Here is a 23250-nt window from a genome sequence, read left to right as displayed (position 1 = left end):
TCACCAGGCCTCGAGGAACTCCTCGACAACCTGCTCGTCCCCATCTTCCAGCCCGTAGACCTCGTCGAGAATCAAATCATCCAACTCGTCCTGCAGGCTGTCAAACTCGTCCTTCAACCCCTCAATCCCCTTCAAATCACCATCGTACTCCTCCATCAACTCAACCACGTCATCACGTGACGGCGTGTCCAAGTTCAGCAACTCCCTCCGAGGCAGCCGCCGATCCTCCAACGTCACTCGCTCATACACGAAGTCCCGAACGCGGTCATCATCGAACGCCAGCTCGTGCCCCTGCTTCATCACCACGAGATGCTCCCCATCGTCCGACATGTCCTTCCGAATCGGCTGCTGACGGTAATCCTCGTCATCGAGATTGACCCTTTTGGCGAGATCAATCACCTCGCTCGAGTCCTCGTAATCCCCCAAGTAGTTCCGCAGGTCACTCGTCCTGTACTCCAGTTCCGCGATTGCATCGCGCGTCTCCTTGATCTCCTCGGCCAACTCCTCGATGCGGTCATCGGGAGCGTTCGACGGCAGGACGATGGGATGCGGCTCGAGGAACCGCTGATTGTAACTGTAGTACTTCCCACCAAAAATCGGGGCGACGTGCTTGTGCCAGTACTCGATCACCTTCGAGTTCAACAGCCCTGCGTAGTACAGGTGATCCTCTTCGGACGAAGCGTACTCGTTTCGGAGCTGAATACCGTACCCTCCTGCGTTCCCACCACCGACGAAGTAGTACTCCCCCTCGGTGTCCACGGCGAACCGGTTGTAACTGCTCAAGATGTTCACCATAATCTTGGCCGGTTCGAACTTCGTCAAGTTCTTCGGATAGACGAAACCGTACCACCCGGGCTCGCCACGCATCTTGCCCGAATCCCTCGACTTCACATTCTCCTCGAATTCTTGGAAATACTCCCACGCGTGCGGCATCTCCTCCTGCATCTCCTCCTGCGAAATCACCTCGAAATTGTCAGATGAGACGTGATACGGGAGAATCATCCAGAGGCCCGCCCAATCAACTCCCCACCGGTCAATCTCCTTCCCCTTGAGGACGCGTGTGAGGATGTTCTTCTCTATCGGGTACGTTTCGTCGTACCCACTCGGAGCAAATTCGACAACTCCCTCCTCGTCTGTCTCACTGACAATCTCGCCGATATAGACTGTGTTCGCGCTCGTCTGCGTCCCAACGAACACCTCGGACGCAATATCGCCAACGCGAAAGTCGGACTGGTCTACAATCGTATCGAACACCTCTCGCTCACGGTCAGGCATCGGCTTCCAGCAATCGAGGTACTCGTCCTGGTTATCCTCTCGAAGCGCATCCTTCGAGTACTTGTACAGATCGTACTCTTCAACGTCGCTCGGCGTCACCCACTCGTCGAGCTCATAGATCTCTTCCAGAACCCGATCTCGCTCCTCGGCGAATCGCGCACATCGGACATCCTCGACATCAGCGACGATATCCCGGTCAATCACGAAGATGCACGGGTACGGTGTAGCCGCGTCGAACACCTCGACATCCTTGAAGTCAATGAGCGTGGTCAACGGCTCCTCGACGAGCATATCACGAATCTCGGCCGAGTATTCGTGCATAAACAGCCTGTTGGGGCAAATGTACGAGATTCGGCCATCATCGGCGAGCCACTCCAACCCCCGCTCGATGAACGGCACGTAGATGTCCGCACCCTTGTCCACGATGGACGAGTACCGTTCCGCGTACTCCTCTTTCGGCCCCGTGATGTTCTGCGTCTTCACGTACGGCGGGTTCGCAATCACCACATCGAACTCCATCTCGTCCTTAATCTCGTCCACGTCGTTCCGATCATCGAGGAACGCCTGCGCCCGGCCGTTGTAGTTAGCGAACTGTGTGAGCTGGGACTGCTCTCGGTCACCATCATCATCCAAGTCCTTCTCCTGCTTCTCCCGAACCGTCGGAGTCAGCGTGTCAGCAACATGAATCTCGAAACCATCCATCGTGTAACCTGGGTACTGCTCCGTCACCTTGTCGTACAGGTCAACAGTCCTGAACAGGAGATTTATCTGTGAAATGTGGACGGCGAACGGGTTGATGTCGATGCCGTACAGGTTCTCCTCCACGCGCTCCAGAATCGTCCGCGCCTCCTCAGCATTGAGTACTCGTCCTTCCCTTCCATGCAGGTCGGCGAGGTCCTTCAGTCGCTTGTGGCTCTTATCGCGGTCCGGGAATGCCCGGACCTTCATCGCAGCGAGGAGTTCAGCTGGGGCGATGAATGCCTTCGGCGGATTCTCCCAGTCAACGTAGTCAGCGAGCGGCTCACCCGTGTCTGTCTCGAACACCGGTTCGAGCAGGGATTCAGCCGGTGGACGAAATCCAAAGGTATCCTGAAAGACGTCGAGTGCTGTCGTATCCGGGATGACGTCAATGTCGACCCGGAAGACGTTGTGTGCCGGCTGGTCGCGCGCCGCTGCGTCGTCGAGGCGTTCGTGTGTATCCCTGTGGAACTGCTGGTAGAAGCCGAACCGCCCGCGGCTGTACCCGAGGTCGTTCTCGATACGGTCGAGCGTGGTTGCGACCGATGCTGCCTGCAATTCGTCAGTTGACCACGAGGGGTCGACGTGGATTCCGAGGTCGATGTCTCTGGAGCCAATATACGTGCGGCCGTGGGCGTCTTGGAAGCCGCCCGTGACTTGGAGGTGGACCGCCCACCCGCCGAGTAGACAGACGGGTGGTTCGGCAGCCGAGAGGACGTCTTGCAGTTCGCCTTCCGAGAGGGTCGTCACCGGCTCGGCGTACTGGCTGCGATCCGCGTTACTCATCGGTCAACCCGTGGTATCGCTTCAGTAGCCGATTCGCAGCTTCGACTGCCGGACCGTCCTCGTCGAGAAGATCGACGGTCAGCTGTGGAATCGAGACGGTCGTGACCTCGTCGACCGTCTGGGTATTGTAAAAGACGTGCTCGTCGGTCGCGCGGAGTTCGGTGTTCCCGCCGCCGACGAACCCCTTCTGTTCAATCACGTTCAGCCAGTCGCCGATGTCATCGCCTCGCACGTAGAGTGCCGTCGTCGACGCGAACAGGAACCCTTGGTGTACCTGTTCGGCTTCGTCGGTCGTGAGCGCGTAGTCAAGGTTTGCCTCGCGAATGGTCTCCAGTGGCTGTTGGAGCGAGACGCGCACCGAGTTCGGTTCGATCCGCGTCTCCACCCAGTGGTTATAGAGGGCTGCTGGGTCGAGGACGGTGGTATCCTCGATGAGCCCGTCATCTTCGAGCTGGTCGAGGTAGTCGTACGCCCACGACGTGGAGACGTCCGCCTCGTTGGCGACTGCATAGCGGCTCAGTTCACCAGTAGCGTGATTCAACAACACCCGATGGAGGCGTTCTTTCTTGAACCCACGCTCCCGAGCCGGTTTCTCGAGTAGCATTGTATCTAGGTTATCGGCGAGACTTATATATGTAACCGGAATTCCGGTAATCGGGTGAATTTATATACAGTAACGGACGGTGTTCCTGGCTCCTTTCTCAGTTGAACTTCTGGGCCTCGGATTCATCGCCGGCGACTTCTGAACAACCCCGAGCCGTCTCCAGCGTCTCACCTTCTACCAAGTAGAGACCTTCGAGGAACGGGAAGCGGCACTCCGAGAGCGGTTCGCCGAGCTCGAGAGTAGCTAGTCCGCTGCTCTCGCTGGAAGGGGTTTGTTGGCCCCTGACGGGTGAGGGGCGCTCTGATGCGTGCCTCGTGACGTTCGATGGCTTCGAGACATATCTACCAACAGACGGTCGACGAAGACGTCCAGCAGAACGACCAGAACACGTGCCCGGAGTGCAGTGGCCGCGTCACGACGAACAGTCGCGAGACGGTCTGTGACGACTGCGGCCTCGTCATCGCTGGCGAGCGAATCGATCGTGGCCCGGAGTGGCGCGAGTTTGACGATGATTCCACAAACAGCCGGCGTGCAGGGTCTCCGAACACAGTTGCGCGACACGACCGGGGCATCGGGACGGAGATCGGCTGGGGCCGGGACAGTGACGACCGACAACTGACCCAGGAGAAGCAACGACAGCTCTACCGACTCCGGCGTGAACATCGGCGGTCGAAGGCGGAGTCGACCACGGAGCGGAATCAGATCCAGGGTTTCGTCGAAATCAGGCGGATGACGGCCGCTCTCGGACTGAGTCAAAGTATCCGCGACCAGGGCTGTCAGCTCTTCCGGACGGCCCAGGACGCCAACCTCCTGCAGGGCAGGTCAATCGAGGCAATTGCGACAGCATGCGTGTACGCGGTCTGTCGACTCAACGAGCAGCCGCGGACGTTCGGCGATACTGCCCAGGTCTCGAAGATGGACGAAGAGCGGATTCGGCACTGCTACCGGCTGCTCAATCGTGAGCTGGATCTGCCGGTCCCGCCGGCGGGTCCCGAGCAATATCTCCCGCAGATCGCCTCGGCGCTCGATGCCCACCACGAGACGGAACGGCGAGCACGTGAACTCCTGGAGCAAGCAGACGAACACTGCGTCTCAAATGGACAGAACCCTATGGGGGCGGCCGCTGGCGCGCTGTATCTCGCCTCCAGACAGACCGGCGAGCATCTCAATCAGGATGCGGTCGCCGATGCTGCGGACGTTTCAGCGGTGACCGTCCGGGAGCGTTATCGAGATCTACAGTCAGTCGCGACGGCCTGAGAGCGAGCGGGTGCAAGGCCCGATTCGTGACTGGCTAGGAGACGAACAGGGAAGCATCCGCAATCGCATCGCTCGCTGCGACTGGGCAATGGATTCTGGGACTGTGAGAAAACAGCGTCGCGTACGAAACGCGTAATTCCAGCGGTTGCTGAATCGGTCCGGTTTTTCGGGCGCCCCGACAGGTGGGGCGCCGGCCAGAGTAAGCCTGCCCTCGTTACTCCGATGACCGAGAACTCGATCAGTACGACCGAGGAATCGCTGCCAGAACCACGGACACGACGCGCTCGCACCGAAGACATGGCGGTCTCGTTGCGGAAGACCGGCGGTATCTACTCCGTGCATAGCGAATCGGGGAACACCTACCGCGTCGACGTCGCGCTCGGTGAGTGCACCTGCCCAGATCAGCAGCGGGCGTCGACGGAGCGCTGCAAGCACATCCGTCGCGTTGAGTTGGAGATCCAGCAACGAACGGTTCCCACTCCCGACGGTCGCCTTCCGGAACGCCCGGTCGCCGATGGGGGACTCGATACCGAGGGCACAACTGAAGACGTCTCAGACGGACGCCGGGTGGAAGGCCCGATTCAGGAGGTCGACAAACATGGGCGCTCGACGGGCGCGTCGTACTATCGATGCCGGAGCTGTGGACGAGAGGCGATGCGGCGCCAGGACCTCGAGGACTGCTGTCCCGCGGCCCGGCGCTGACCTCGTCCGTAGACGGATAGATCGATCGAGTTCGCTTGCAAGAACATTGCCAAAAAACGAATCCCTTTCGTTCGTGGTATTCACTGGCGGCTAATGGAGTCGGACTGATTTGAGGAAGAGAAAGATTCTGGAGAACCACGGTCTTGACCGGAATTTGCTGCCCATTATCTGCTCCTGAGAACGCCAAGAGGACTATATCATCGCTGTAGCCGTATGGATCGGCGGGGCTTTCACTGCAGTCAGTAACCGCCCTTCGATTAGGTCAGGAGGACGAAGGCGTAAAAGGCGCCGATGTATGCCGCATTGATGGTCAGGCCGATTCCGAGTCCTCCGATAATTGCACTTCTCCGCACCCAATAATATACTGTCACGAACATAATGGCCTCCGCAAAGATGATGAACAGCGGTGCATCCCCGATCCAGCCAAGAGGGGCGTGGGTGTAGACCCAGCCACCACCGCGGCTGGCGAGGGATTCGTACCCACTCTCGGCGACGAACGCGAAGATGGCCGGGCCGACATACGCAGCAGTCCTTCCGAATTCGTCGTTGAGGCGAATCCCGACGTATCCCATGAACGTGATGAGGATCGCCCAGGCGAACGGCATATAGGCGGGGGAACTCAACAGGAACCGATACCCCGACGGGTACACGAGAGTCCCGGCGATGTGGACGAGAAAGTGATCTCCGAGGAGTTCCAACAAACCGCCGATCGTGCCGATGGCGAGGAGATGCCGAATGGTTGTATCGTACCGTGCGTAAACGACGCCGATCCCGTAGGAAGCAAAGGCGTAGCCGTACGAAAGGGCCAGCGACTGGAGGAAGAGAAAGTTGTGATAATACGCCACCACGGTGGCGAGGAGCCACGCCCCGACGAGCAGGTCCCGTCTAATCAGCGAGGATCGCATCCTCCGGATAAGCGGCCGAATCTCCATCGATAGTCGGGTCACGTCTGTCCCCCACTCGGAGTCATGTGTCGTCGATACGCCTCGAAGAGAGCCGGAAGACCGAGGGGGAGGGCCAAAACCCCGAACGTTGCGAGCCCGAAGTCACCGTATCGATCGTTCTTGTATGCTAGAATGGTAGCTACAACACCGAATATCGCGATAGCATAGGCCAGGTTACTCCAGAGTGGGTCATACGTCGAGCAATAGAGCCAGCACACGAACGTGTACGACGGAGCGTTCCACGATGGTGGGGTCAACTTCGGCCAGAAGAACCGACAGTACGTCGTCCACGTGAGCATCGAGACGACTGGAAGGCCGGCCAACCAGGCGGTTGGCCCGAGTTTGGTGACCCGTCGATACCCCTCGAAGAACAGCGCGGGAAACCCGACGATCCACAGCCAGATGGCGACCGAGTAACTGACTGGCCAGTGCTCGATGCGCGGTTGCGTGAACGGTACTCGGAACCGCGCAGGCAACGAGAACCACGGGAACGACGGGTCCGGCACCGGGTTCGTGAACAATGCAAAGAACCCGAGGAGCACCCCCATGAAGAGTCCGTACAACCCGTACCTCGTGTACGCCGCCAACGGGTCCGGAAGTGTAGTCTCACCACCGGCGAGCCGTGATGATTCGGTGGTATTTCGGGTCATAATGCTTTCAGTGGTGGTCGTGGTTGTGGTCGTGGCTGGCGGAAACGACTGGATCGACAGTGGCGAATTCCTCGGGCGACTCCTCGAAGGATCGCTTGCAGGCCGTCGAGCAGAAGTGGTAGGTCTCGCCCTCGTGGGTCGTGCTCGGTCCGTCCTCGTCGGTTCGCATCCCGCAGACCGGATCCCGATATCGGCCGGGCGCCCCTAGGCCCCGGCGGTAGACGTACAGGAGGAACCCCGAGAGGGCGAACGCGACCAGGTTGAGGTAGAACGTGTAGTTCAGTTCGAAATACGTCTGCTCGCTGGCAGTCATGCCGCCGGCGAGGTCGGGAACGATCCCCAGGGCGTCGAACAGTTGCTCCATGAGGAAGCCGGTGAAGGCCATCGTCACGAAGAACACGCCGAGAATATACAGCATCACCTTCCAGCCGTAGTACTTCCGGTAGACGTTGAGCACCGGGACCGTGATGAGGTCGGCGTAAACGAACGCGATGACACCGGCGAAGCTCACGCCACCGCCCCACAGCGCAACGGCGAACGGGACGTTGCCCATACTGCCGACGAAGCTGATGACCGCGATGGCCACGCCCATAACCGCGTTCTCGGCGCTGACGAGCAACCCGTCGCCCTGGAGGAAGAGCGTGTTCCAGACCCACTGCGGGACGAACACGATGACGAACCCCGAGATCAGGAAGCCCGCGATCACGTCCTTGTAGAGCATCGACCACTCCTTCCGATACTGGTTGGCGACCTTGTACCAGCCACCCCACGACCGGAGCTCGTCCCGCCAGTCTCCGTTGCTAGCCACCTGCTGCTGGTAGGTCTCCATGCAGCCTTCCGAGCAGAACCTCAAGGTCTCCCCGCCGTCCGTGACGATGGAGTACTCGTCCTTCCCTTCCATCCCGCAGGTGGGGTCCTCCGAGACACCGTGGTCATTATCTCGCCGGTTCAGCTCCTTGCGGACCTGCTCGAAGAGGGTTTCGGGGAGCGTCAGGTGGACGATGACGGCCATCACCGCGATGAGAATAAGGCCACCGAGCAGCTCGGCGACCAGGAACTCCCAGCCGAGCAGGATCAGGATCATCAACCCGAGTTCGACGATGAGGTTCGTCGAGGCGAACATGAACGCGAGGAACGTCACGACGTGGGCCCCCTTCTTGAACAAACCCTTCCCGATGGCGACGGCGCCGAAGCTGCACCCGCTGCTGGCGGCGCCGAACAGCGTCGCCTTCGTGACGCCAGCGACGTCTCCCTCACCGAGGACGGTGGCCATCCGCTCTTTCGAGACGTATACCTGGACGAGACTGGTGATCACCAACCCCATGATGATCGCCCACGCCGCCGTCCAGAGGAACCCGACCCCGATTCGGAGGGCTTCGATGAATTCAGCGCCCAGTATCGGTGACATGGTACGTGTACTACGAATCGGATTCGAGTCGCTCGCGACGTCGTTCATATTCCTCGTCGCTCAAATCACCACGTGCATAGGCGCTCCGGAGTTCCTCGAGCGCCGGGTCGGACGAATCAGCCTGTGTAGTCAGCGCCTGATAGCCGAGGTAGACGGCCGCGAAGAGGACGGCGAGGAAGCCGAGTTGCATGACTACGGCGAAGACCAGCATCCAGCCGGACGCGCCGCTCGCGCCCCACATGTGGTCACCCCACGCCCCGCCCATCATCGGTCCGGTTCCCATCATCCCGAAGCCCATCCCGACGGCGGGGACGACGACCAGGGCAGCGATGATCGCGAGGACGATCCAGACGAGTTTTCGGTCGATTGTATCGGTGGTCATGGTCGTGATCGGTGAGTCGCGTTCAGACGCGATCTCTATCTAGAGAGAGGGGCGCATCGTTCAATGCCGTTCTCCTTAGGAAGCCAAAGAAGAAGGGGTATTTGAGCCTTGCAATACAATGCATCTGGGTGGCGGACTGTTCAATTACGGTCTGAAGGTGACGAGATAGGTGGAGAAATCATTCAGAATAGGCCACTGGCTGGCGTTTCTGCCTCGAAACCGTCGCTTACGACCCTCGAATGCCCTCAGGAGGGGGTTCTGGACCTCGAGACGCCGAGACCGATTCAAAAGAACCGATTGACGCTGGAGTGAACGCGGGATACGACTGGTGAACTACGTCTCGTCCATTTCGATAGAGGTCAGTGCGGCACGAATCAAGACCTGGCGTCTCGCGGAACCACCAAGACGGGCACGTCGAGCGAGCCGATGAGACTCGTCGCGACGCTCCCGAGGAGCTGACGCTTCAGGTTCGACCGGCCGTGAGAGCCGATCACGACCAGGTCGACGTCATGATTGTCGACGTACTCGTGGACACCCCCGGCGATGCCGTCGAACTCAGTGAACCGAGCGACCTCGGTCTCGACGGCCACATCGGGCGAGGCCTCGTCGATCTGTGCGGCGAGCCGGTCGACCGCCTGCTGGCCCTGCTCTTCCAGGCGCTCGACGAACGCCTCGTCGAGCCCGCCGGCGTTGAAGACACCGCCCGCAGACTGCAGGTCGACGACGTTCAGGACGTGGACCGTCGCCCCGCTGCGGCTGGCGACCGCAGCTCCGTGCACACCGGCCGCTTCAGCGTTCGCACTACCGTCGGTTGGAACGAGAACGCGTTCACACTCACCTGGAGCGGCGTCCCCGTCACACGGGACGACCAAGACTGGCGCCTCGGAGTACTGGGTACCCGTTCGGTGACGCCACCGAAGAGCCGATCACCCAGCCCGGACAGCCCCTGTCTCCCGAGAGTAATAAGTGACGCATCCCGTTCCACCGCATGCTCGCAAATGGACGCAGCAGGCTCACCCTCAGCGAGGTGTGTCGAAACGTCGACCCCGGTGTCCAAAGCCAGCTCCGCGACATCGTCGAGGATGCGTTCCCCTCGCTCTTGGAGTTCCGCCTCCTCGTCGGCCGATTTCACGAGCCGATTCCGTTTCCGCTCGAGGACATGGAGGACGTCGACCTCAGCATCGAACATTAAGGCAAACCTGAACCCCCGCTGTGCCGCCCGTTCGGCTGCCTCGCTCCCGTCGACGGCGATCACTACGCGGTCGTACATTATTGGGGGTTTGTACTACGGGACCTTCACCTTTCGCCGGTCGTCCCTTCACCCGTCGTCGGGATGCTTGACCGTCACAACCGGCACGTGCGAGGTTCGCAGCGTCCGATCAGCGACTCCGCCCACGAGGTATCGCTCCAGTTCGGCCTTGCCACGCCGACCGATAACGGTCAGGTCGGTCCCATATTCGTCTACGTACGATCGGATTTCACGATAAGGCGTCCCGGTGGCGACGGTGCCAGTTGCGGACAGCCCGGCCTCTCGGGCCATTGTCGTCACGTCGTCGATGGCCGACCGGGCAGCATCGTCCAGGTCATCGGCGCGACCGACCGAACGCACGTCCAGTCCGAGCGACGTGGCGTCCACGACCGAAAGGGCGTGAACCGTCGCGTCGTAAGCGTCGGCGACACCAACAGCCCATTCCGCGGCCGCCATGGCGCCGTCGCTGCCATCGGTCGGGACGAGGACATCCTCATACGGGAAGAAACGCGTGCGACTCTCGCCGAGCCGGACGGTCAATACGGGGACGTCGGCGAGTCGGACGACGCGTTCGGCGACGCTCCCTAAGACGTACCGGCGGACACCGGTCCGACCGTGAGTCCCCATCGCGACGAGGTCGACGCCGTGGTCGTCGGCGTACGACAGAATGCAATCCTCGGGGTAGCCCGTGCGGACACACTGCTCGACGGCGATTCCCTGATCGGCCGCTCGGTCAGCGACCGTCGTCACGTATGTCTCGCCATCCTGCTCACACTCCTCACTGTGCGGCGCCGTCTGTGTCTGTCGAACGTTGACCACGTGGAGGACGTGCGCGGTGGCGTCGAACCGAGCCGCCAAGTCCAGGCCATGGTCGATCGCGATACCCGCCTCGTCGCTGCCATCGGTCGGAATCAGGATGTCCTCGAGCATAGTCGATACCCGGGAGTTCGGTCGCCGCTGTAAAGAGCGTTCGTCGGAATCACCGGGTCCGCCGGTAGTGCCTGTGGACACTCCGGGCGCGGCGAAGGGTTATATCCTGTGACGTGAGAGGGGCACTGCGGACTTATGGTCCCTCCGGCCCAACGTGGAACTATGAGTGACGTCGAAGCGATCGAAATGGACGAAGAGGAGCGGGACGCGTTCCTCGGCGCCGGGGGCACGGGGGTCATCGCGCTTTCGGATTCGGAAGGGGAACCACCGCACGCGGTTCCCGTCTCATATGGCTACGACATGAGCGAGGACGTGTTTTACTTCCGGCTTGCGGCGGGCGAAGAGAGCTCGAAGGGCAACCTCCGTGACCGTGCCGTCACCTTCGTGACCTACGGCCGACCGGACGACGAGTGGTGGAGCGTCATCGCGAAGGGGCGACTGCGGTCGACGACCGAGGAGTCGATCGCCATCGAGTCCCTGGAGGGCCTCCAGCAGGTCCAGATTCCGCTGGTGGAGATCTTCGATCGCCCGACGTCAGAGGTGACATTCGAGTTCTACCGACTCAAGCCGGAGAAACTCACCACGCGTAAGGAGTCTCCGACCGGCCAATGATGAGCGCAGGCCGGGCCCTCGTGCGTCCCGTTCACGAGACGACAGCACTTCGATGTCTCAGGCCGTAGGAACGAGGAGGCTTTACTAAGTAGGGGGAAACGTAGGTAATTGTGGGTGCCGCCCGGTACCGGTCGAGGCCCCTGTTCGAAACGCTGGTCCAGCCGAAGCCGTTCCCGGGTACGGTGAGGCACCCACCCAGACCGCCGACTGGTGACTCTGTGATTCCAAGCAGTACGGGTGAACCTCTCGCCGGAATCGCTACCGTCGACTACGTTGTTGAACTGCTCACCGACGAACGATAACGACTCCGGGACGTCATCCGAGTCTCACGACACGAAGACCAACCACTCATGCCGGAAGAACGACTCTACAAGACCGAGGAGGAGACCACGAGTGCGGATATCGCTGCAGCGTTACGTGATGCCGCAGACGAAATCGAATCCGGTGACGTCCAATTGGGAGACGGTGCTCAAGAACAGACGGTTACCGTTCCAAGGCGACCCCAATTCGAGGTTGAGCTCGAACGATTCACTGATTCCGAGACCGGAGAGCAACGGTACGAACTCGAGTACGAGATCCGGTGGACGAAGTAGTCCAGCCGTACAACTTTCTACATCTCCATCCTTTTCGGGGATTCTTCAACGATGACCGGCCGGTCACGCGAGCCCGCCGAGCGCCGATCCGACAACGTACGCAACGGCAGCGGCGACCATCCCGACGGTCAGCATCTCACCGCCCGCACGGTACCACGTCCTATTCGTGACGATGCTCCGGCTAGCGCCGACGACGAAGAACGCGACGGCCGCAGCACCCAGCGATAACGGGAACGTCACGCCGGGGGTGAGGAGATCCTCCGAGACGAGACCGAGCAGGTACGGCAGCAACGGCGTCCAACCGGCGAAGACGAACGCGGCGAACGTCGTCGCCGCAGTGAAGGCGGGGGGCCGATCAATCTCCTGGACGTCGTTTTGCGCGGCTTGGTACTCCTGCGATGACCGCTGGCTGAGGTAATTGCTCGCGCCCATTGAGAACCCATCTGCAAGGAGGTTCGCGAAGCCGAGAATCAGGACGATAGCGGGGTCCAGCGCCGCGCCAGCGACGCCGGCGACGACCGCGAAGGTCGTGATAATCCCGTCATTCGCCCCGTAGATGACCTCCGCAATGTACCCGCCGTATTCGTCGACCTCGTCTCCGAGCAGCGCCTCGATCATGTGCGGCCGTACTCGTACCGGCAACAAGAATGTCGGGCGTCACGCCGCCCGTTACACCACCCCGAAACCTTGCCTCGTTGGAGGGATCGCACCGGGGGAAACTAATAAATCCTCCAGTTCGTACGGGTGGCCGAGCACCGACGAATGTACCGGACCGTGCTGGTCGCTGTCGACGGGAGCGAGGCCTCGAGCGACGTGCTCGCGCACGGAATTGCGATCGCGTCCGGCAGGGACGCGTCGGTCGAGATTCTGACGGTCGTGGAACCCAGCGGGAACCCCCTCGGGTTCGGCGTCGAGGACGTCACCGAGATCGACGAGGCGATCGCCGACCTGGTCGACACGGTCATCGGGGTGGGTGACGTCGGTGACGTGACGACGAACGTCGAGATTCGCCGCGGACGGCCAGCTTACGAGCTGATTCTCGAGTACGCCGACGAGGTCGAAGCCGACGTGATCGTCGCCGGTCGCCACGGGACGTCAACGCTGCCGGAGAGCGTCCTCGGTTCGACGGCGGACCGGGTATCGAGGCTTGCCACGATACCGGTCGTCATCGTCCCCGCCGCGAACGAGTGATTGACCCGTCCAGACCCCAACCGAGTGCGTAAGTCACTGGTCAGAGGAAGACATGTAGGAACCATGGCCTACGACGCGCTTCGCCGTCTCCTTGCCGACGGACACTCGCCCTCGGTTGCCACGCTTCCCGACGGGAGCGTCGATCATTTCTGTACCCTCTCCGACGGGCGTGGCGGCACCATCGAGACCCGGGAGACGTTCGGACATGACGTCCTCGGCGACCGGTCGTCGTTCCGATTCCAGATCGAGACGAGCGAACCGGGCGGGCAGGCGGTCAACGCCGCGACCCAGCTACACGCGCTCGGCGCCGACGTGGCCTGCTACGGACACATCGACGACCCCGTCTTCGACGATCTCCCCTTCGAGACGGTGTCGATGGGTGAGCCCGCGGAAGTGTACGCCTTCAACTTCACCGACCAGGATGTTATGTTCGCCCGGCACCCGACTTTCGCCGAGTGGTCCCTCGACGATTTGCGAGATTTGGCGCCTCTACCGGAGATATTCGGCGTGGAAGCTGTTGCCTGCACTAACTGGGTCTCGACCCCGAACATGGGAGCAGCCTTCCACCGACTAGGGGAGGCGGACCTCCCACGGGTTCCGTTCGTCCTCGATCCCGGCGATGTCGTCAAGCGAGATGTCGACGACCTTAAGGCGTTGCTCAACGCGCTCGGTGCCCTGCAAGACACTTTCGACGTTATCTATAATGGGAATCGCGCGGAGGTTCGTGAGACGGCTGCGGTGATCGAGGGGCGCTTCGAGGACGACCTCGACCGTCTGGCCGCGATCCGGGAGGCGGCCGGCATTTCGGCGACCGTCATCCATGACCGTGCCGAGGCCCTCGTCGCGACGGCGGACGAGCGGACTCGGGTCGAGAACTACAACGCCGAGGAGGCCGTCCGGCACACTGGCGGTGGCGATCGGTTCACGGGCGGGCTGACGCACGCGCTCGCGTGTGGCTGGGACTGGGAGCCCGCACTCGCCTGCGGGAACGCCTGTGCCGTCTACTACGTTAAAACCGGCGAGACGGCCACAACCGACGCGCTCGCTAACCTTATCGACGACCGGTAGTCCGCCGGGGCATGACGGCGTCGTCGGAATCTAGGGTCCGTTAGTAACAGTTACAACGGCAATTTGAGTTAGCGGGACGCTGGTACCGACCGCGCCTCAACTGACAGGCGGCGCGAAAAAATGGAAATCAAATGTAGTCCATGGTGGCTACGCGTCAGGGATGGACGGTGCATCCCCGCTCCCCCTTTGAGGGATGGCCGAGTCAACGGAGGACGTCCGCCCTTCGCGGACACCCCAAGGTCGGTGCTGGTCGGAGTCAGTACTCGGGTCGCTGGGCGCGGATGACTGCCGCGAGATGCTGGCTTTCGTCAGCGAGTAGTTCGGTCAGGTCATCGGCCGTGATGATTCCCTCCAGACTGCCGTCGTCCGTACAGACGGGGAGGCGCCGAATCCCGTTGTCCGCCATTAGCCGGGCGGCTTCATAGAAGCCGGCGTCCGGCTCGAGCGTCCACAGATTCGTCGACATCACGTCCGTAGCCGTCCATCCGTCCGGATCGTCCGCCTCGGTCAAGACGCGAGTCGTCAGGTCCCGGTCGGTGACGATACCCATTGGCTCGTCGCCGTCAGTGATTACGACGCTTCCGACGGACCGATGGTCCATCGTCCGGGCGAGCTCTCGAACCGTCGCGTCGGTCGACGCGCTGACTACGTCATCCCGTGCAAGTTCTTGGATTGGCATTGTTATCCCTCCATCTGAATACACGCGACATGTGGCCGTTATTCGGGGGGTGACATCTCATCCGTCGGGACGCCCCGGCAGAAGTAAGTCCACGGCATCCCTAGTTGGGGAAGAGGATTTGATGACCCTCTTAGACGCCCCCGCGTAAATACAGGGTTCACGGTTCCCAGCACATCGGAACCGGATCCTCGGACCTGTAGGTTCATGGCTACGGAATCGTTCCACTGGTCACCGTTTCGGGGAATCTTACACGACGAGACAGTGGTGGCGAGCTTTCGAGGCTGGCGGGCCTATAATCGAATGAGTCATGGTCGATCGATATGGCCGCACCCTCGTCGCCATCGCTGCCCTCCTCGTAGCCGGTGGGCTCGCCAGCCTCCACGCCGCGGTCGCACTCCACCAAGGTCTCGCTGCCGGGGCGTTGCTGGCCACCGCGTTCGTCTACGAGGCGCTGTTGCGGGACCCCCCGGTCCCGTCGACCGAGCCCATGGCAGTCCTCGCCGTGCTCCTCTGGCATGCCGTCCTGGTGTGGCTACTCGTCTTGGGGTTCTTCTAGCGATCCCGCCAGAAGCCCATGAGCGCGAGGAACGCTGCAGCGAGCGTGACGATCTCGTACGGTTGGGGGTGGAATACCAGTATCGCCGTCGCGACGATGCAGGTGCCCGCGAGGACGGCGTACCCTTGCGAACGGGGCGACGACCCCTTCGCGTCGGTCTGGACCCGGATGGACCCGTTCTCCATCCGATCGAGCACCCGGTCAAGACGCGTCGGGAGGCGGACGAGTGCCGGGACTGTCGACCGCATTTCCGTCGTGACGTCGCGGAGCAGCGCCTCGACATCGAACTCGTAGAGACCCTCCTCGACGAGGAACGAGCGTGCAGCGGCGACGAAGTCGAACTCTGGGTCGAGCTGCCGACAGACCCCTTCCGCGACAGTCCCGACCCGGATCAGCAACATCACGTTCGGCGGGATGCGGAACGGGAACTCCCGGAGTGCATCGAATAGCTGCCCGGTGATGTCCCGCCAACCGAGGTCCGACCGTCCCTCGAGGTTCTCCATCGCGAGCCGGAGGACATTCCTGACCGCCGCCCGGTCGACGGACGACTCGAGGACGTCGAGCGCGACGAGGACGTCGACGAGCGCGTCGACGTCGCGGCGGGCCAATGCCCGGTACAGGTCGGTGAGCCGACGCTGGGTCTCAGCCGACAGCGCCTCGCTCATCCCGAAGTCGTAGATCACCAGCGTCCCATCAGGCTGGACGGCGAGGTTCCCCGGGTGTGGGTCGGCGTGGAACACCCCGTGGCTGAGCCCCATCCGCAGGTACACCTCCGTGATTCGGTCGGCGAGCTCCGACGGGTCGACCGCGGCGCGGTCGAGCGCATCCCGATCGGTGATTCGCTCACCCGTGACGTGCTCCATCACGAGAACGCGTTCAGTCGTCAACTCTTCGTTGACCCAGGGGATGTACACGCGGTCGTCGTCCGCGAGGTTCGTCCGGATACGCTCCATCATCCGGGCCTCTCGCTCGAAGTCGAGCTCGTCAAGGATTATCCGCTCGAAGTCGTCGGCGATGTTCCGAAGCGAGTATCGGTAACGCTCGGCGACGAACGGTCCGAGCACTGATACCAACGTCCGAATGACCCTGAGATCCCGTTCAATCTGCGGAACGATGCCCGGCCGGCGAATCTTCAGGGCTACTCGGTCGTCGCCAAGTTTGCCCGAGTACACGTACGCCAGCGATCCACCTGCGACCGGCTCAAGGTCCAACACGGAAGCTTCCAGATCCGCCTCGAGAACCGTCTCTGGGTCCTGGGAGGTGTCCTCGGGCACCTCGTCCTGTAGCGACGAGAATGCATCGGCGTACACCGCCGGGACGACGTCTGGACGGGTCGAGAGGACCTGTCCAGCTTTCACGAACGCCGGGCCCAGTTCCAAGAACGTCTGTGTCAGCCGCTCGGCCCGCCGTCGGTGACGATCCCTGGGAAGCTGTCGATCACTGCCGAACAGCACGAACTGTCGGCGATCACGGAGGAACGCGACTGCGAACGGCAATAACTGGACCGTAACGTAGACGAGCCGCCGATAGAACGACGTCATTTGTTTATAGATTCCCTTTCCGCCTGATTGTGGCCACGCTCTGGGAGTCGCTCTGTGGCGACACCGCTAGAGAACGGTTCATCACGAGCCGAGAGCTTGACGAGGAGGTTAAGGGAGCGAGGTTGCATAGTCCCAACCCGAACTTCCTACCGAATCGGCAAGAATGCGCCCGGTGATTCTCGTCGTTCGGGATTAGTGTTGGGGTGTCCGCCGGGTCCGTCCACAATTAGTCTTCGAGAGGGTCCTCCATCTCGCCCATTACGGCCTCGAGGGCGTCCGTCGCTGTAATCAGCCCGACAATAGTCGTCCCGAGGTCGTCGTAGACTAGCGCGAGTTCCTGCTGCTCGTCCTGAAAGTGGTCAACGGCGTCGCTGATGAGCGTATCAGCCCGGATACGCATCGGTGGCGCAGCGATGTCGACGAGCGTGACCTCACCATGTCGAAGTTCCTCAAGCTTGTCGATGACGGACGGGACGTAGACGATGCCGCGGTAATCCTTGGGATCCGCGCCAATCAGCGGGAACCGGGTGTGTGGACTCTCACCGATACGTTCGAGGTTCTCCTGGATGGAGCGATTCGTCGAGAGGAAGACGATGTCGTCCACGTCCGTCATGACTTCGCTGACAGGTATTTCACCGACGGTGAGTGCGTTAATTACCTCCTGTTTCCGTTCAGCCGAGAGGTTCCCTCGGTCAAGCAGGGAGCCGAGGCGGTGGCGAAGTTCAGCCCGGGATTCGACACGGTCGGCCTCCGTCTCCAGCCACGCGCCGGTCATCTCGACCCCGAAGGCCGCGAGGGTCCATTTCGCGACGGTGTCACCGACGACTATGACAGGGTAGAGTAACTTCGCAAACCAGTACAGTGGCATAGCTCCGTACCGAGCGACGAACTTTGTCCGCTCCACCCCGAGGTACGTCGGGGTCTGTTCGCCGTGCGTAAGGTGGAGTAGGTTGATGACGACGAAGGCCAGGACACCCCCAGCCCCGATCGACGCAAGCATCGTCGATTCGAATACTGGGTCGAACACGGAGGCTAAGGCTGGTTCCGCAACAATACCGACCGCGATGCTCGTCGCCGAGATACCGACCTGACAGCTCGTCAAATAGATTTCGAGATCCTGCGTCATCTTCCAAGCTCGACGGAGTCCTGGGGCGTCGAACTCCGAGCGTGGATACTGTCTGACTCGTGTCAGTGCAAACTCAATGGCGACAAAGAATCCGTTCGCCAGAATCAACAGGACCCCGATACTCAGGCGAACAACAAGCTCGATCCCCTCCATACGAGGCTGTTCCCGCCTCACTCTCAATACTGTGGGCCCTCGTAACCAGAAACTGGGAATCGGAGCCGTATTCGTAGTACCGGTGGATTCTCTCAAGCAGTGTGTCGGTTCGACTATCGGGTAATCCAGGCCATCCGAACCCCTTGGACACCCGAGGCAATCGTCCGAATCATGACCCGAAGCCCGGGTGGAACGTCCCCTTCCGAGATTATTCAATTGGGGAATCTGGAGCGTTCGCAGTGGCGGGCTGCCGGTGGGCGATCACCACATCGCCCGAGGCGTGTCGGGCCACCGCGTCAGTGACGGACCCGACGAGCCTCCGCCGTAGCAGGTTCCCTTCGGAGGCACCGATCACCGTCAAATCGTGGGTCGTCGTCTCGTTGGTAATCGTGCCGGGAACGTTCTCGCTGACCGGTGCGGACCGTTCGACGCCGACGGACCAAAGATGGTCCTCGGCGGCTTCGAAGACGGCGTCTGCATTGTCCCGATTCCTTTCTGGAGAGGACGGCGAGGTGACGTGCAGGAGTGTGACCTTCGCGTCTCGCTGCCGACCGATCGTTCCCGCTATCGCCGCCGCGAATTGGCTGTGACGACTGTCCGTGACTGGGACCAATATCGAATCCAGCGTACCAGTGTTCCCGTTTCGTAAACGGTCGACGAGGACGTCGGGGCGTGCATCTCGTAGCACCTCGTCGAGGTGAGTCCCGAGAACGACACCACGTTGCGACGGCCGACCCCGCCATCCCAGCAAGAGCAGGTCCGGATCCTCTTCCGCCGCGGCACCCAGGATTCCAGACGCCACGTCTCTGTCGTACCAGAGTGTCGCCGATACGCTAAGACCGGTCGGTTCGGCGACGTCCTTCGCTTGTTCTAGCAGAGACCGCTCGGCATCGTCGCCTTGTGTGGCACCATCGGATAGCGGTATCTGCGGTGGGACCGTCACGACGTGGACTATCGATAAATCGTAACCCCGGTCGGTAGCGATATCCACGGCTTGGCTGACCAAGTGGTCTGCGGTCTCGGCGTTCGCCACCGGGACGAGTAGTGTTCCGTTCGAATTCGTCATCTCGTTCTTGTCTCTATTTCGGTCAAACGATCGTTGCTCGTTTCGCGAACGATTCCTAGTCCTCATTTCGGCTCGCTTTTTCGCTCCAGCCTCCAGCGTCGACAATCTCGAAGAGCAACCCCCAGTCTCCGCCGTCCTCGGGGAGCATATCACGAAGTTGCTGGAAGTCCGAGCCGGGTGCCTGCTCGTAGACTAGGTCAATGACAATCCGGGCGTGATAGGCAGCGTCGACTGGGTCCGCGTTCTCCCGCTCTGCGACGCGAGCGACGAACTCCTGCCAGTTGAACCGCTGGCCGTGCTCGTCGACGGCACCGGTCAGATACCACTTGATCTCCATGGGGAGCGAGGCGGCGAGATCCTCGGCGTTTCCTTCGGGAATCCGCTCTCCGAGCGTCATCAGCGTTGCGCGAATTACTCGGACTGTCTCGCCCGTACCCGGTAGCTCAAGGCGGTGTTGCACTGTTCCAGTGAACTCGTCGAAGTTCATACTAGTAGAAACGGCCTCACGATGCTTCAAGCAGGTCAGGGATTCTCAGAACGTGGGAACTCCCCCACAGTAGTAGGATGGATGGTCCCCATGTCAGCTGAACGCTTGGGCGAGTAACCGTGACTGTGTCGTTCGCGAGGAAGTTCAGCGGCTCGTGTAGCCGTCCACACCCAGCGACCCAAGCCCCGGCCGCGCACCATAACAATAGCGGAGGCGGGTAGTTCCCAGGGACGCCCGGGAGATCAGAACTCTGTCAATGGGACACCGCAGACCGGAACGTCGGCGTGACGGACAACTTCTTCGGTTGTGCTGCCGATGAGGTATCGCTCGATTCCAGAGCGGCCGTGCGTCCCCATCACGATCAGATCGATTCCGTGGTTGCTGGTGTACTCGAGGATCAACTCTTCGGGTGCACCGCTTCCGACGGTCCCCGCAACTGAGACACCGGCGGTGCGTGCTCGTTTGCGAACCTTTTCGACTGCATCGCGTCCAAAGTCCTCGAGTCCACCGAGAATCTCGCTTTTTGCGACATCATTGCTCAAACGGTCACTATCGATCCCGTAGACGGTATGGATCGTCGCGCCGTAGACAGACCCGAGGAACACCGCGAGATCGATTGCTTTCTCGGAGCCTTCGCTCCCGTCCGTCGGCAGTAGGATGTTCTCGTACGACTCCTCTCTGATCGCTTTCGAATGGGCGTCCTTGGGAACCAAGAGGACTGGAACGCTGGAGGCCCTGAGCGTCTTCTCGGCGACGCTCCCGAGCAGGACCCGATCCAACCCCGTCCGACCGTGCGTGCCCATCACGACAAGGTCGACGTCCTTGTCCTCGACGTAGCCAGTGATCGCCCGGAACGGTATCCCCCATTCGACACTGGTCGTGACACGGGTAGAGAGTTGACCGGCGGCGCGCTCGGCCGTGGACTCGACCGCTGCTTCTGCGTCCTCCACGTAGATCTCCTCCAGTTTCTCAGGATTGGTTGACTCCGGAAGGGCAAGCGACGGTTCGACCTCGCGTACGTCCACCACCGACAGCGCGTGGAGGTCCGCCCCGAGTGTCGCTGCGAGGTCGATAGCCCGACTCGCGGCCCTTGATGCACTCTCGCTGCCGTCGGTGGGGACGAGGATCGATTCAATAGGTTGGTCCATGTTCATTCATAGCGCTACCCGGAGAAAACCCTAGATCTCTGTCCCACGATCTGGGAAATCATCAGATCTGCCGGCCGATCGATGGCGGAACATAGCATCAAATCTGCAGTCATCCACGGCTACCGTTCTAGACCTGCGACTGTCGGGCAGCCCCCCTCGAGCGACCTCAGTCGGCCGCCTGTTCGGCCTGCCGGGTTCGCTCGACGCCCAATGCGTCGGTCGACGACGTGGCGGTGACCAATCTGAGAAATTGTCTCGCGTTCGTGAGGAGCTTGTTTTCAGCCTTCCGGAGATGCTCCTCGTACGTCGAGCGCGCGACGTCGGTCCGGTCGGCCAGCCCGCGAATCGAGATTCTCCGGGGCTGTTCGTAGTAGCCACTCTCCAGCGCCAGATCGAGCGCCGCTAATTGCCGGTCGGTGAGGTCATCGAACAACTGATCGACGGGTGCCAGCATACTGTGGGGAATCGTTTGCTTCGAGATGGCCGTCTTCGAGAGGACTTCAACGTCGCGGTCCGCCTCCAGATCCTCGTGTAGCGCCTGGATGTCGTCCTCGTCAAAGGCGATTACTGTGTAGTGTTCCCATCCGTGTCGGTGGACGGTTGGGGGTTGATAGAGCGCATTGTACTCCTCGAACCGTTCGATGATGGAGTCCTCAAGTGAACAGAGACACGACTGAGTCACGGCGTGCAGCCCGGTTTCGTCGACGGACTTGTGGAGGACCGTCCCGAGTTGCTCGATTTCGTCGAGCAACTCTTCGGTTGGCGACTCCGAGGAAGTGATCTCTATCACCTGGCAATCGCTCAGGTACCACTCCCGAATCGTTAGGTCGGGATGCCGTTCCGAAATTTCGCGGTAGGGACATTCGTGTTTCACTCGGAACGAGGCCTCGTAGAGGCTCATATCCAGGTAAAAGAAGGCGAGAAAAATAACACTGCCGGTCATGTCCCGCAGTCCTGATAAGGTAGTCTCCCGCCTACCGGTATCTACCGATGTCAGAGATATCCCCCGAGGAACTCGATAGCCGATTGCGGGCCGGTGAAGAGGACGTCCTAGTCCTCGACATACGGCACGAAGGCGAATACAACGAGTGGCACATCCCAGACAGCGTCAACATCGACGTCTACGACGAACTGACGGACAACCACGAAGCGGCGAAGGAAGAACTCACGGGCCTCCCGGTCGACAGGGACGTCGTCACCGTCTGTACCGCCGGCGTCGTCTCACAGACCGCAACGGAGGTGCTTCGAGAACTCGACTACGATGCCGCGACGCTTTCCGACGGCATGAACGGCTGGAGCCGGGTCCACCGGCACGCGCCGGTGCCGGTCAACTTCGACGGCACGCTGGTCCAAGTCGCTCGACCCGGGAAGGGCTGTCTCTCCCACATCCTCGTCTCGAACGGCGAAGCAGCTGTCTTCGATCCGTCACACTACCTTGAGGAATACGAGGCGATCCTCACGAAGTACGACACCGAACTCGTGGGGGTCTTCGATTCGCACGCCCATGCCGATCACGTCTCTGGAGGCGCGGCCCTCGCCGAGCGCCACGACGTCCCGTACTACCTGCACCCGAAGGACGCACTCGCTATCGATGCGACCCCGATCGAAGACGGACAGACCGTCCATGTCGGCGGTCTCGACGTCGAGGTCGTTCACACGCCAGGCCACAGTGAGGGCAGCGTTTCGTTCGACATAGAGGGGAAGGCGCTGCTGACGGGTGACACGCTTTTCCATGAGAGTGTAGGTCGCGTCGAACTCGGCGTCGAAGCCGGCATCGAGGATACCAACGTCGAGGAGAACGCCGCAACGCTCTACGAGAGCCTCCAGCGGTTGCTCGACCGCCCCAAGGACGCGGTCGTCCTGCCAGCCCACGATCCTGGTTCACCCGACCCACCGGTATCCGCAACCCTCGATGAGGTCATCGAGCGGAACGATGATCTGGGACGAGACCGCGAGGCGTTTATCGCGGCGCTTGCGTCGGACATCCCCGATCACCCTCCAAACTTCGAACGCGTTAAGCGTACCAACGTTGGGCAGGAATCGGTCCCCGACGAGGAACTGGCCGAACTGGAGCTTGGGCCGAACAACTGCGCCGCCGAGTGATT

General features: G+C 61.2%; 25 protein-coding genes. 8 read left to right on the top strand and 17 right to left on the bottom strand.

What is annotated here, in order from left to right; translation table 11 throughout:
• Both HWV07_RS19650 and HWV07_RS11395 read right to left on the bottom strand, forming a co-directional pair.
• The gene (locus tag HWV07_RS19650; protein WP_211694111.1) at positions 1–2799 is read right to left on the bottom strand and encodes an Eco57I restriction-modification methylase domain-containing protein; all 2799 of its coding nucleotides are present in this window, start codon (positions 2797–2799) and stop codon (positions 1–3) included.
• Complete coding sequence (locus HWV07_RS11395; protein WP_178334420.1) at positions 2792–3403, bottom strand: hypothetical protein; 612 nt, start codon at positions 3401–3403, stop codon at positions 2792–2794. Before HWV07_RS11395 ends, HWV07_RS19650 begins: the two co-directional genes overlap by 8 nt.
• Before the next feature lie 324 nt (positions 3404–3727).
• On the opposite strand from HWV07_RS11395, the gene HWV07_RS11390 reads away from it, so the two are divergent.
• Together HWV07_RS11390 and HWV07_RS11385 are read left to right on the top strand one after the other, a co-directional pair.
• Positions 3728–4660, top strand: a complete 933-nt coding sequence (locus tag HWV07_RS11390) for a transcription initiation factor IIB (protein WP_178334419.1) — start codon at positions 3728–3730, stop codon at positions 4658–4660.
• 336 nt (positions 4661–4996) lie between these two features.
• Positions 4997–5362 (top strand): DUF8118 domain-containing protein, encoded by a 366-nt coding sequence (locus tag HWV07_RS11385; protein WP_178334418.1) that lies wholly within the window; start codon positions 4997–4999, stop codon positions 5360–5362.
• A 257-nt stretch (positions 5363–5619) separates the two neighbouring features.
• Here the strand turns inward: HWV07_RS11385 and HWV07_RS11380 are convergent, their stop codons facing one another.
• From HWV07_RS11380 to HWV07_RS11355, 7 genes are all read right to left on the bottom strand, one after another.
• Positions 5620–6294 carry a DUF6989 domain-containing protein gene (locus HWV07_RS11380; protein ID WP_178334417.1) on the bottom strand — a complete coding sequence of 225 codons (675 nt, stop codon included), beginning with the start codon at positions 6292–6294 and terminating at the stop codon, positions 5620–5622.
• Positions 6295–6305: 11 nt separating this feature from the next.
• The gene (locus HWV07_RS11375; RefSeq protein WP_178334416.1) at positions 6306–6956 is read right to left on the bottom strand and encodes a hypothetical protein; all 651 of its coding nucleotides are present in this window, start codon (positions 6954–6956) and stop codon (positions 6306–6308) included.
• A 7-nt stretch (positions 6957–6963) separates the two neighbouring features.
• Entirely contained in the window at positions 6964–8364 is a 1401-nt protein-coding gene (locus HWV07_RS11370; protein WP_178334415.1) for a permease, read from the bottom strand.
• Positions 8365–8374: 10 nt separating this feature from the next.
• Positions 8375–8746, bottom strand: coding sequence for an SHOCT domain-containing protein (locus tag HWV07_RS11365; RefSeq protein WP_178334414.1), 372 nt, complete (start codon positions 8744–8746; stop codon positions 8375–8377).
• 374 nt (positions 8747–9120) lie between these two features.
• On the bottom strand, positions 9121–9525 hold the full coding sequence (locus HWV07_RS19805; protein WP_246279753.1) for a universal stress protein: 405 nt from the start codon (positions 9523–9525) through the stop codon (positions 9121–9123).
• Complete coding sequence (locus HWV07_RS19800; protein WP_246279752.1) at positions 9474–10016, bottom strand: universal stress protein; 543 nt, start codon at positions 10014–10016, stop codon at positions 9474–9476. Before HWV07_RS19800 ends, HWV07_RS19805 begins: the two co-directional genes overlap by 52 nt.
• A gap of 48 nt (positions 10017–10064) precedes the next feature.
• Positions 10065–10925: a universal stress protein gene (locus HWV07_RS11355; RefSeq protein WP_178334413.1), complete on the bottom strand. Its 861-nt coding sequence runs from the start codon at positions 10923–10925 to the stop codon at positions 10065–10067.
• 162 nt (positions 10926–11087) lie between these two features.
• On the opposite strand from HWV07_RS11355, the gene HWV07_RS11350 reads away from it, so the two are divergent.
• Together HWV07_RS11350 and HWV07_RS11345 are read left to right on the top strand one after the other, a co-directional pair.
• Positions 11088–11537 carry a pyridoxamine 5'-phosphate oxidase family protein gene (locus tag HWV07_RS11350; RefSeq protein ID WP_178334412.1) on the top strand — a complete coding sequence of 150 codons (450 nt, stop codon included), beginning with the start codon at positions 11088–11090 and terminating at the stop codon, positions 11535–11537.
• Between the two features lie 350 nt (positions 11538–11887).
• Positions 11888–12130 carry an amphi-Trp domain-containing protein gene (locus tag HWV07_RS11345; RefSeq protein ID WP_178334411.1) on the top strand — a complete coding sequence of 81 codons (243 nt, stop codon included), beginning with the start codon at positions 11888–11890 and terminating at the stop codon, positions 12128–12130.
• Positions 12131–12193: 63 nt separating this feature from the next.
• On the opposite strand, the gene HWV07_RS11340 is transcribed toward HWV07_RS11345, so the two are convergent.
• Positions 12194–12748, bottom strand: a complete 555-nt coding sequence (locus tag HWV07_RS11340; RefSeq protein ID WP_178334410.1) for a VIT1/CCC1 transporter family protein — start codon at positions 12746–12748, stop codon at positions 12194–12196.
• Between the two features lie 144 nt (positions 12749–12892).
• Between HWV07_RS11340 and HWV07_RS11335 the strand changes: the two genes are divergently transcribed.
• Both HWV07_RS11335 and HWV07_RS11330 read left to right on the top strand, forming a co-directional pair.
• Entirely contained in the window at positions 12893–13321 is a 429-nt protein-coding gene (locus HWV07_RS11335) for a universal stress protein (RefSeq protein ID WP_178334409.1), read from the top strand.
• Positions 13322–13384: 63 nt separating this feature from the next.
• Positions 13385–14389 (top strand): carbohydrate kinase family protein, encoded by a 1005-nt coding sequence (locus HWV07_RS11330; protein WP_178334408.1) that lies wholly within the window; start codon positions 13385–13387, stop codon positions 14387–14389.
• Positions 14390–14645: 256 nt separating this feature from the next.
• On the opposite strand, the gene HWV07_RS11325 is transcribed toward HWV07_RS11330, so the two are convergent.
• Entirely contained in the window at positions 14646–15068 is a 423-nt protein-coding gene (locus tag HWV07_RS11325; RefSeq protein ID WP_178336053.1) for a CBS domain-containing protein, read from the bottom strand.
• A gap of 307 nt (positions 15069–15375) precedes the next feature.
• Between HWV07_RS11325 and HWV07_RS20195 the strand changes: the two genes are divergently transcribed.
• Entirely contained in the window at positions 15376–15624 is a 249-nt protein-coding gene (locus tag HWV07_RS20195; RefSeq protein ID WP_484549442.1) for a DUF8015 family protein, read from the top strand.
• Here the strand turns inward: HWV07_RS20195 and HWV07_RS11315 are convergent.
• From HWV07_RS11315 to HWV07_RS11290, 6 genes are all read right to left on the bottom strand, one after another.
• A complete protein-coding gene (locus HWV07_RS11315) occupies positions 15621–17165 on the bottom strand; it encodes an ABC1 kinase family protein (protein WP_178334406.1) in 1545 nt (514 codons plus the stop codon). The genes HWV07_RS20195 and HWV07_RS11315 overlap by 4 nt on opposite strands.
• A 226-nt stretch (positions 17166–17391) precedes the next feature.
• On the bottom strand, positions 17392–18444 hold the full coding sequence (locus HWV07_RS11310) for a CNNM domain-containing protein (protein ID WP_178334405.1): 1053 nt from the start codon (positions 18442–18444) through the stop codon (positions 17392–17394).
• A 208-nt stretch (positions 18445–18652) separates the two neighbouring features.
• Positions 18653–19510, bottom strand: a complete 858-nt coding sequence (locus HWV07_RS11305; protein ID WP_178334404.1) for a universal stress protein — start codon at positions 19508–19510, stop codon at positions 18653–18655.
• A gap of 55 nt (positions 19511–19565) precedes the next feature.
• Entirely contained in the window at positions 19566–19997 is a 432-nt protein-coding gene (locus HWV07_RS11300; protein ID WP_178334403.1) for a DUF2267 domain-containing protein, read from the bottom strand.
• Between the two features lie 242 nt (positions 19998–20239).
• Positions 20240–21145, bottom strand: a complete 906-nt coding sequence (locus tag HWV07_RS11295; protein ID WP_178334402.1) for a universal stress protein — start codon at positions 21143–21145, stop codon at positions 20240–20242.
• Positions 21146–21311: 166 nt separating this feature from the next.
• On the bottom strand, positions 21312–22046 hold the full coding sequence (locus HWV07_RS11290) for a helix-turn-helix domain-containing protein (RefSeq protein ID WP_178334401.1): 735 nt from the start codon (positions 22044–22046) through the stop codon (positions 21312–21314).
• Between the two features lie 89 nt (positions 22047–22135).
• Here HWV07_RS11290 and HWV07_RS11285 point away from each other — a divergent pair, with 89 nt between their 5' ends.
• Positions 22136–23248 (top strand): MBL fold metallo-hydrolase, encoded by a 1113-nt coding sequence (locus HWV07_RS11285; protein WP_178334400.1) that lies wholly within the window; start codon positions 22136–22138, stop codon positions 23246–23248.
• The last annotated feature ends 2 nt before the right edge of the window (positions 23249–23250 follow it).

It is taken from the genome of Natronomonas salina, assembly GCF_013391105.1.
In the GTDB taxonomy this organism is placed as follows: Archaea; Halobacteriota; Halobacteria; order Halobacteriales; family Haloarculaceae; genus Natronomonas; species Natronomonas salina.
Note: the sequence above shows the minus strand (reverse complement) of the source record. Positions and strands in the feature narration are given on the sequence as shown.

What these genes read in the sequence shown, in the direction of transcription:
- HWV07_RS11330 (WP_178334408.1), top strand. Translation starts at nt 13,385, where the DNA reads ATGGCCTACGACGCGCTTCGCCGTCTCCTTGCCGACGGACACTCGCCC.
- HWV07_RS19650 (WP_211694111.1), bottom strand. Translation starts at nt 2,799, where the DNA reads ATGAGTAACGCGGATCGCAGCCAGTACGCCGAGCCGGTGACGACCCTC.
- HWV07_RS11345 (WP_178334411.1), top strand. Translation starts at nt 11,888, where the DNA reads ATGCCGGAAGAACGACTCTACAAGACCGAGGAGGAGACCACGAGTGCG.
- HWV07_RS11325 (WP_178336053.1), bottom strand. Translation starts at nt 15,068, where the DNA reads ATGCCAATCCAAGAACTTGCACGGGATGACGTAGTCAGCGCGTCGACC.
- HWV07_RS11295 (WP_178334402.1), bottom strand. Translation starts at nt 21,145, where the DNA reads ATGGACCAACCTATTGAATCGATCCTCGTCCCCACCGACGGCAGCGAG.
- HWV07_RS11375 (WP_178334416.1), bottom strand. Translation starts at nt 6,956, where the DNA reads ATGACCCGAAATACCACCGAATCATCACGGCTCGCCGGTGGTGAGACT.
- HWV07_RS19800 (WP_246279752.1), bottom strand. Translation starts at nt 10,016, where the DNA reads ATGTACGACCGCGTAGTGATCGCCGTCGACGGGAGCGAGGCAGCCGAA.
- HWV07_RS11305 (WP_178334404.1), bottom strand. Translation starts at nt 19,510, where the DNA reads ATGACGAATTCGAACGGAACACTACTCGTCCCGGTGGCGAACGCCGAG.
- HWV07_RS20195 (WP_484549442.1), top strand. Translation starts at nt 15,376, where the DNA reads ATGGTCGATCGATATGGCCGCACCCTCGTCGCCATCGCTGCCCTCCTC.
- HWV07_RS11300 (WP_178334403.1), bottom strand. Translation starts at nt 19,997, where the DNA reads ATGAACTTCGACGAGTTCACTGGAACAGTGCAACACCGCCTTGAGCTA.
- HWV07_RS11365 (WP_178334414.1), bottom strand. Translation starts at nt 8,746, where the DNA reads ATGACCACCGATACAATCGACCGAAAACTCGTCTGGATCGTCCTCGCG.
- HWV07_RS11355 (WP_178334413.1), bottom strand. Translation starts at nt 10,925, where the DNA reads ATGCTCGAGGACATCCTGATTCCGACCGATGGCAGCGACGAGGCGGGT.
- HWV07_RS11285 (WP_178334400.1), top strand. Translation starts at nt 22,136, where the DNA reads ATGTCAGAGATATCCCCCGAGGAACTCGATAGCCGATTGCGGGCCGGT.
- HWV07_RS11380 (WP_178334417.1), bottom strand. Translation starts at nt 6,294, where the DNA reads ATGGAGATTCGGCCGCTTATCCGGAGGATGCGATCCTCGCTGATTAGA.
- HWV07_RS11315 (WP_178334406.1), bottom strand. Translation starts at nt 17,165, where the DNA reads ATGACGTCGTTCTATCGGCGGCTCGTCTACGTTACGGTCCAGTTATTG.
- HWV07_RS11395 (WP_178334420.1), bottom strand. Translation starts at nt 3,403, where the DNA reads ATGCTACTCGAGAAACCGGCTCGGGAGCGTGGGTTCAAGAAAGAACGC.
- HWV07_RS11370 (WP_178334415.1), bottom strand. Translation starts at nt 8,364, where the DNA reads ATGTCACCGATACTGGGCGCTGAATTCATCGAAGCCCTCCGAATCGGG.
- HWV07_RS11390 (WP_178334419.1), top strand. Translation starts at nt 3,728, where the DNA reads ATGGCTTCGAGACATATCTACCAACAGACGGTCGACGAAGACGTCCAG.
- HWV07_RS11335 (WP_178334409.1), top strand. Translation starts at nt 12,893, where the DNA reads ATGTACCGGACCGTGCTGGTCGCTGTCGACGGGAGCGAGGCCTCGAGC.
- HWV07_RS11350 (WP_178334412.1), top strand. Translation starts at nt 11,088, where the DNA reads ATGAGTGACGTCGAAGCGATCGAAATGGACGAAGAGGAGCGGGACGCG.
- HWV07_RS11290 (WP_178334401.1), bottom strand. Translation starts at nt 22,046, where the DNA reads ATGAGCCTCTACGAGGCCTCGTTCCGAGTGAAACACGAATGTCCCTAC.
- HWV07_RS11340 (WP_178334410.1), bottom strand. Translation starts at nt 12,748, where the DNA reads ATGATCGAGGCGCTGCTCGGAGACGAGGTCGACGAATACGGCGGGTAC.
- HWV07_RS11310 (WP_178334405.1), bottom strand. Translation starts at nt 18,444, where the DNA reads ATGGAGGGGATCGAGCTTGTTGTTCGCCTGAGTATCGGGGTCCTGTTG.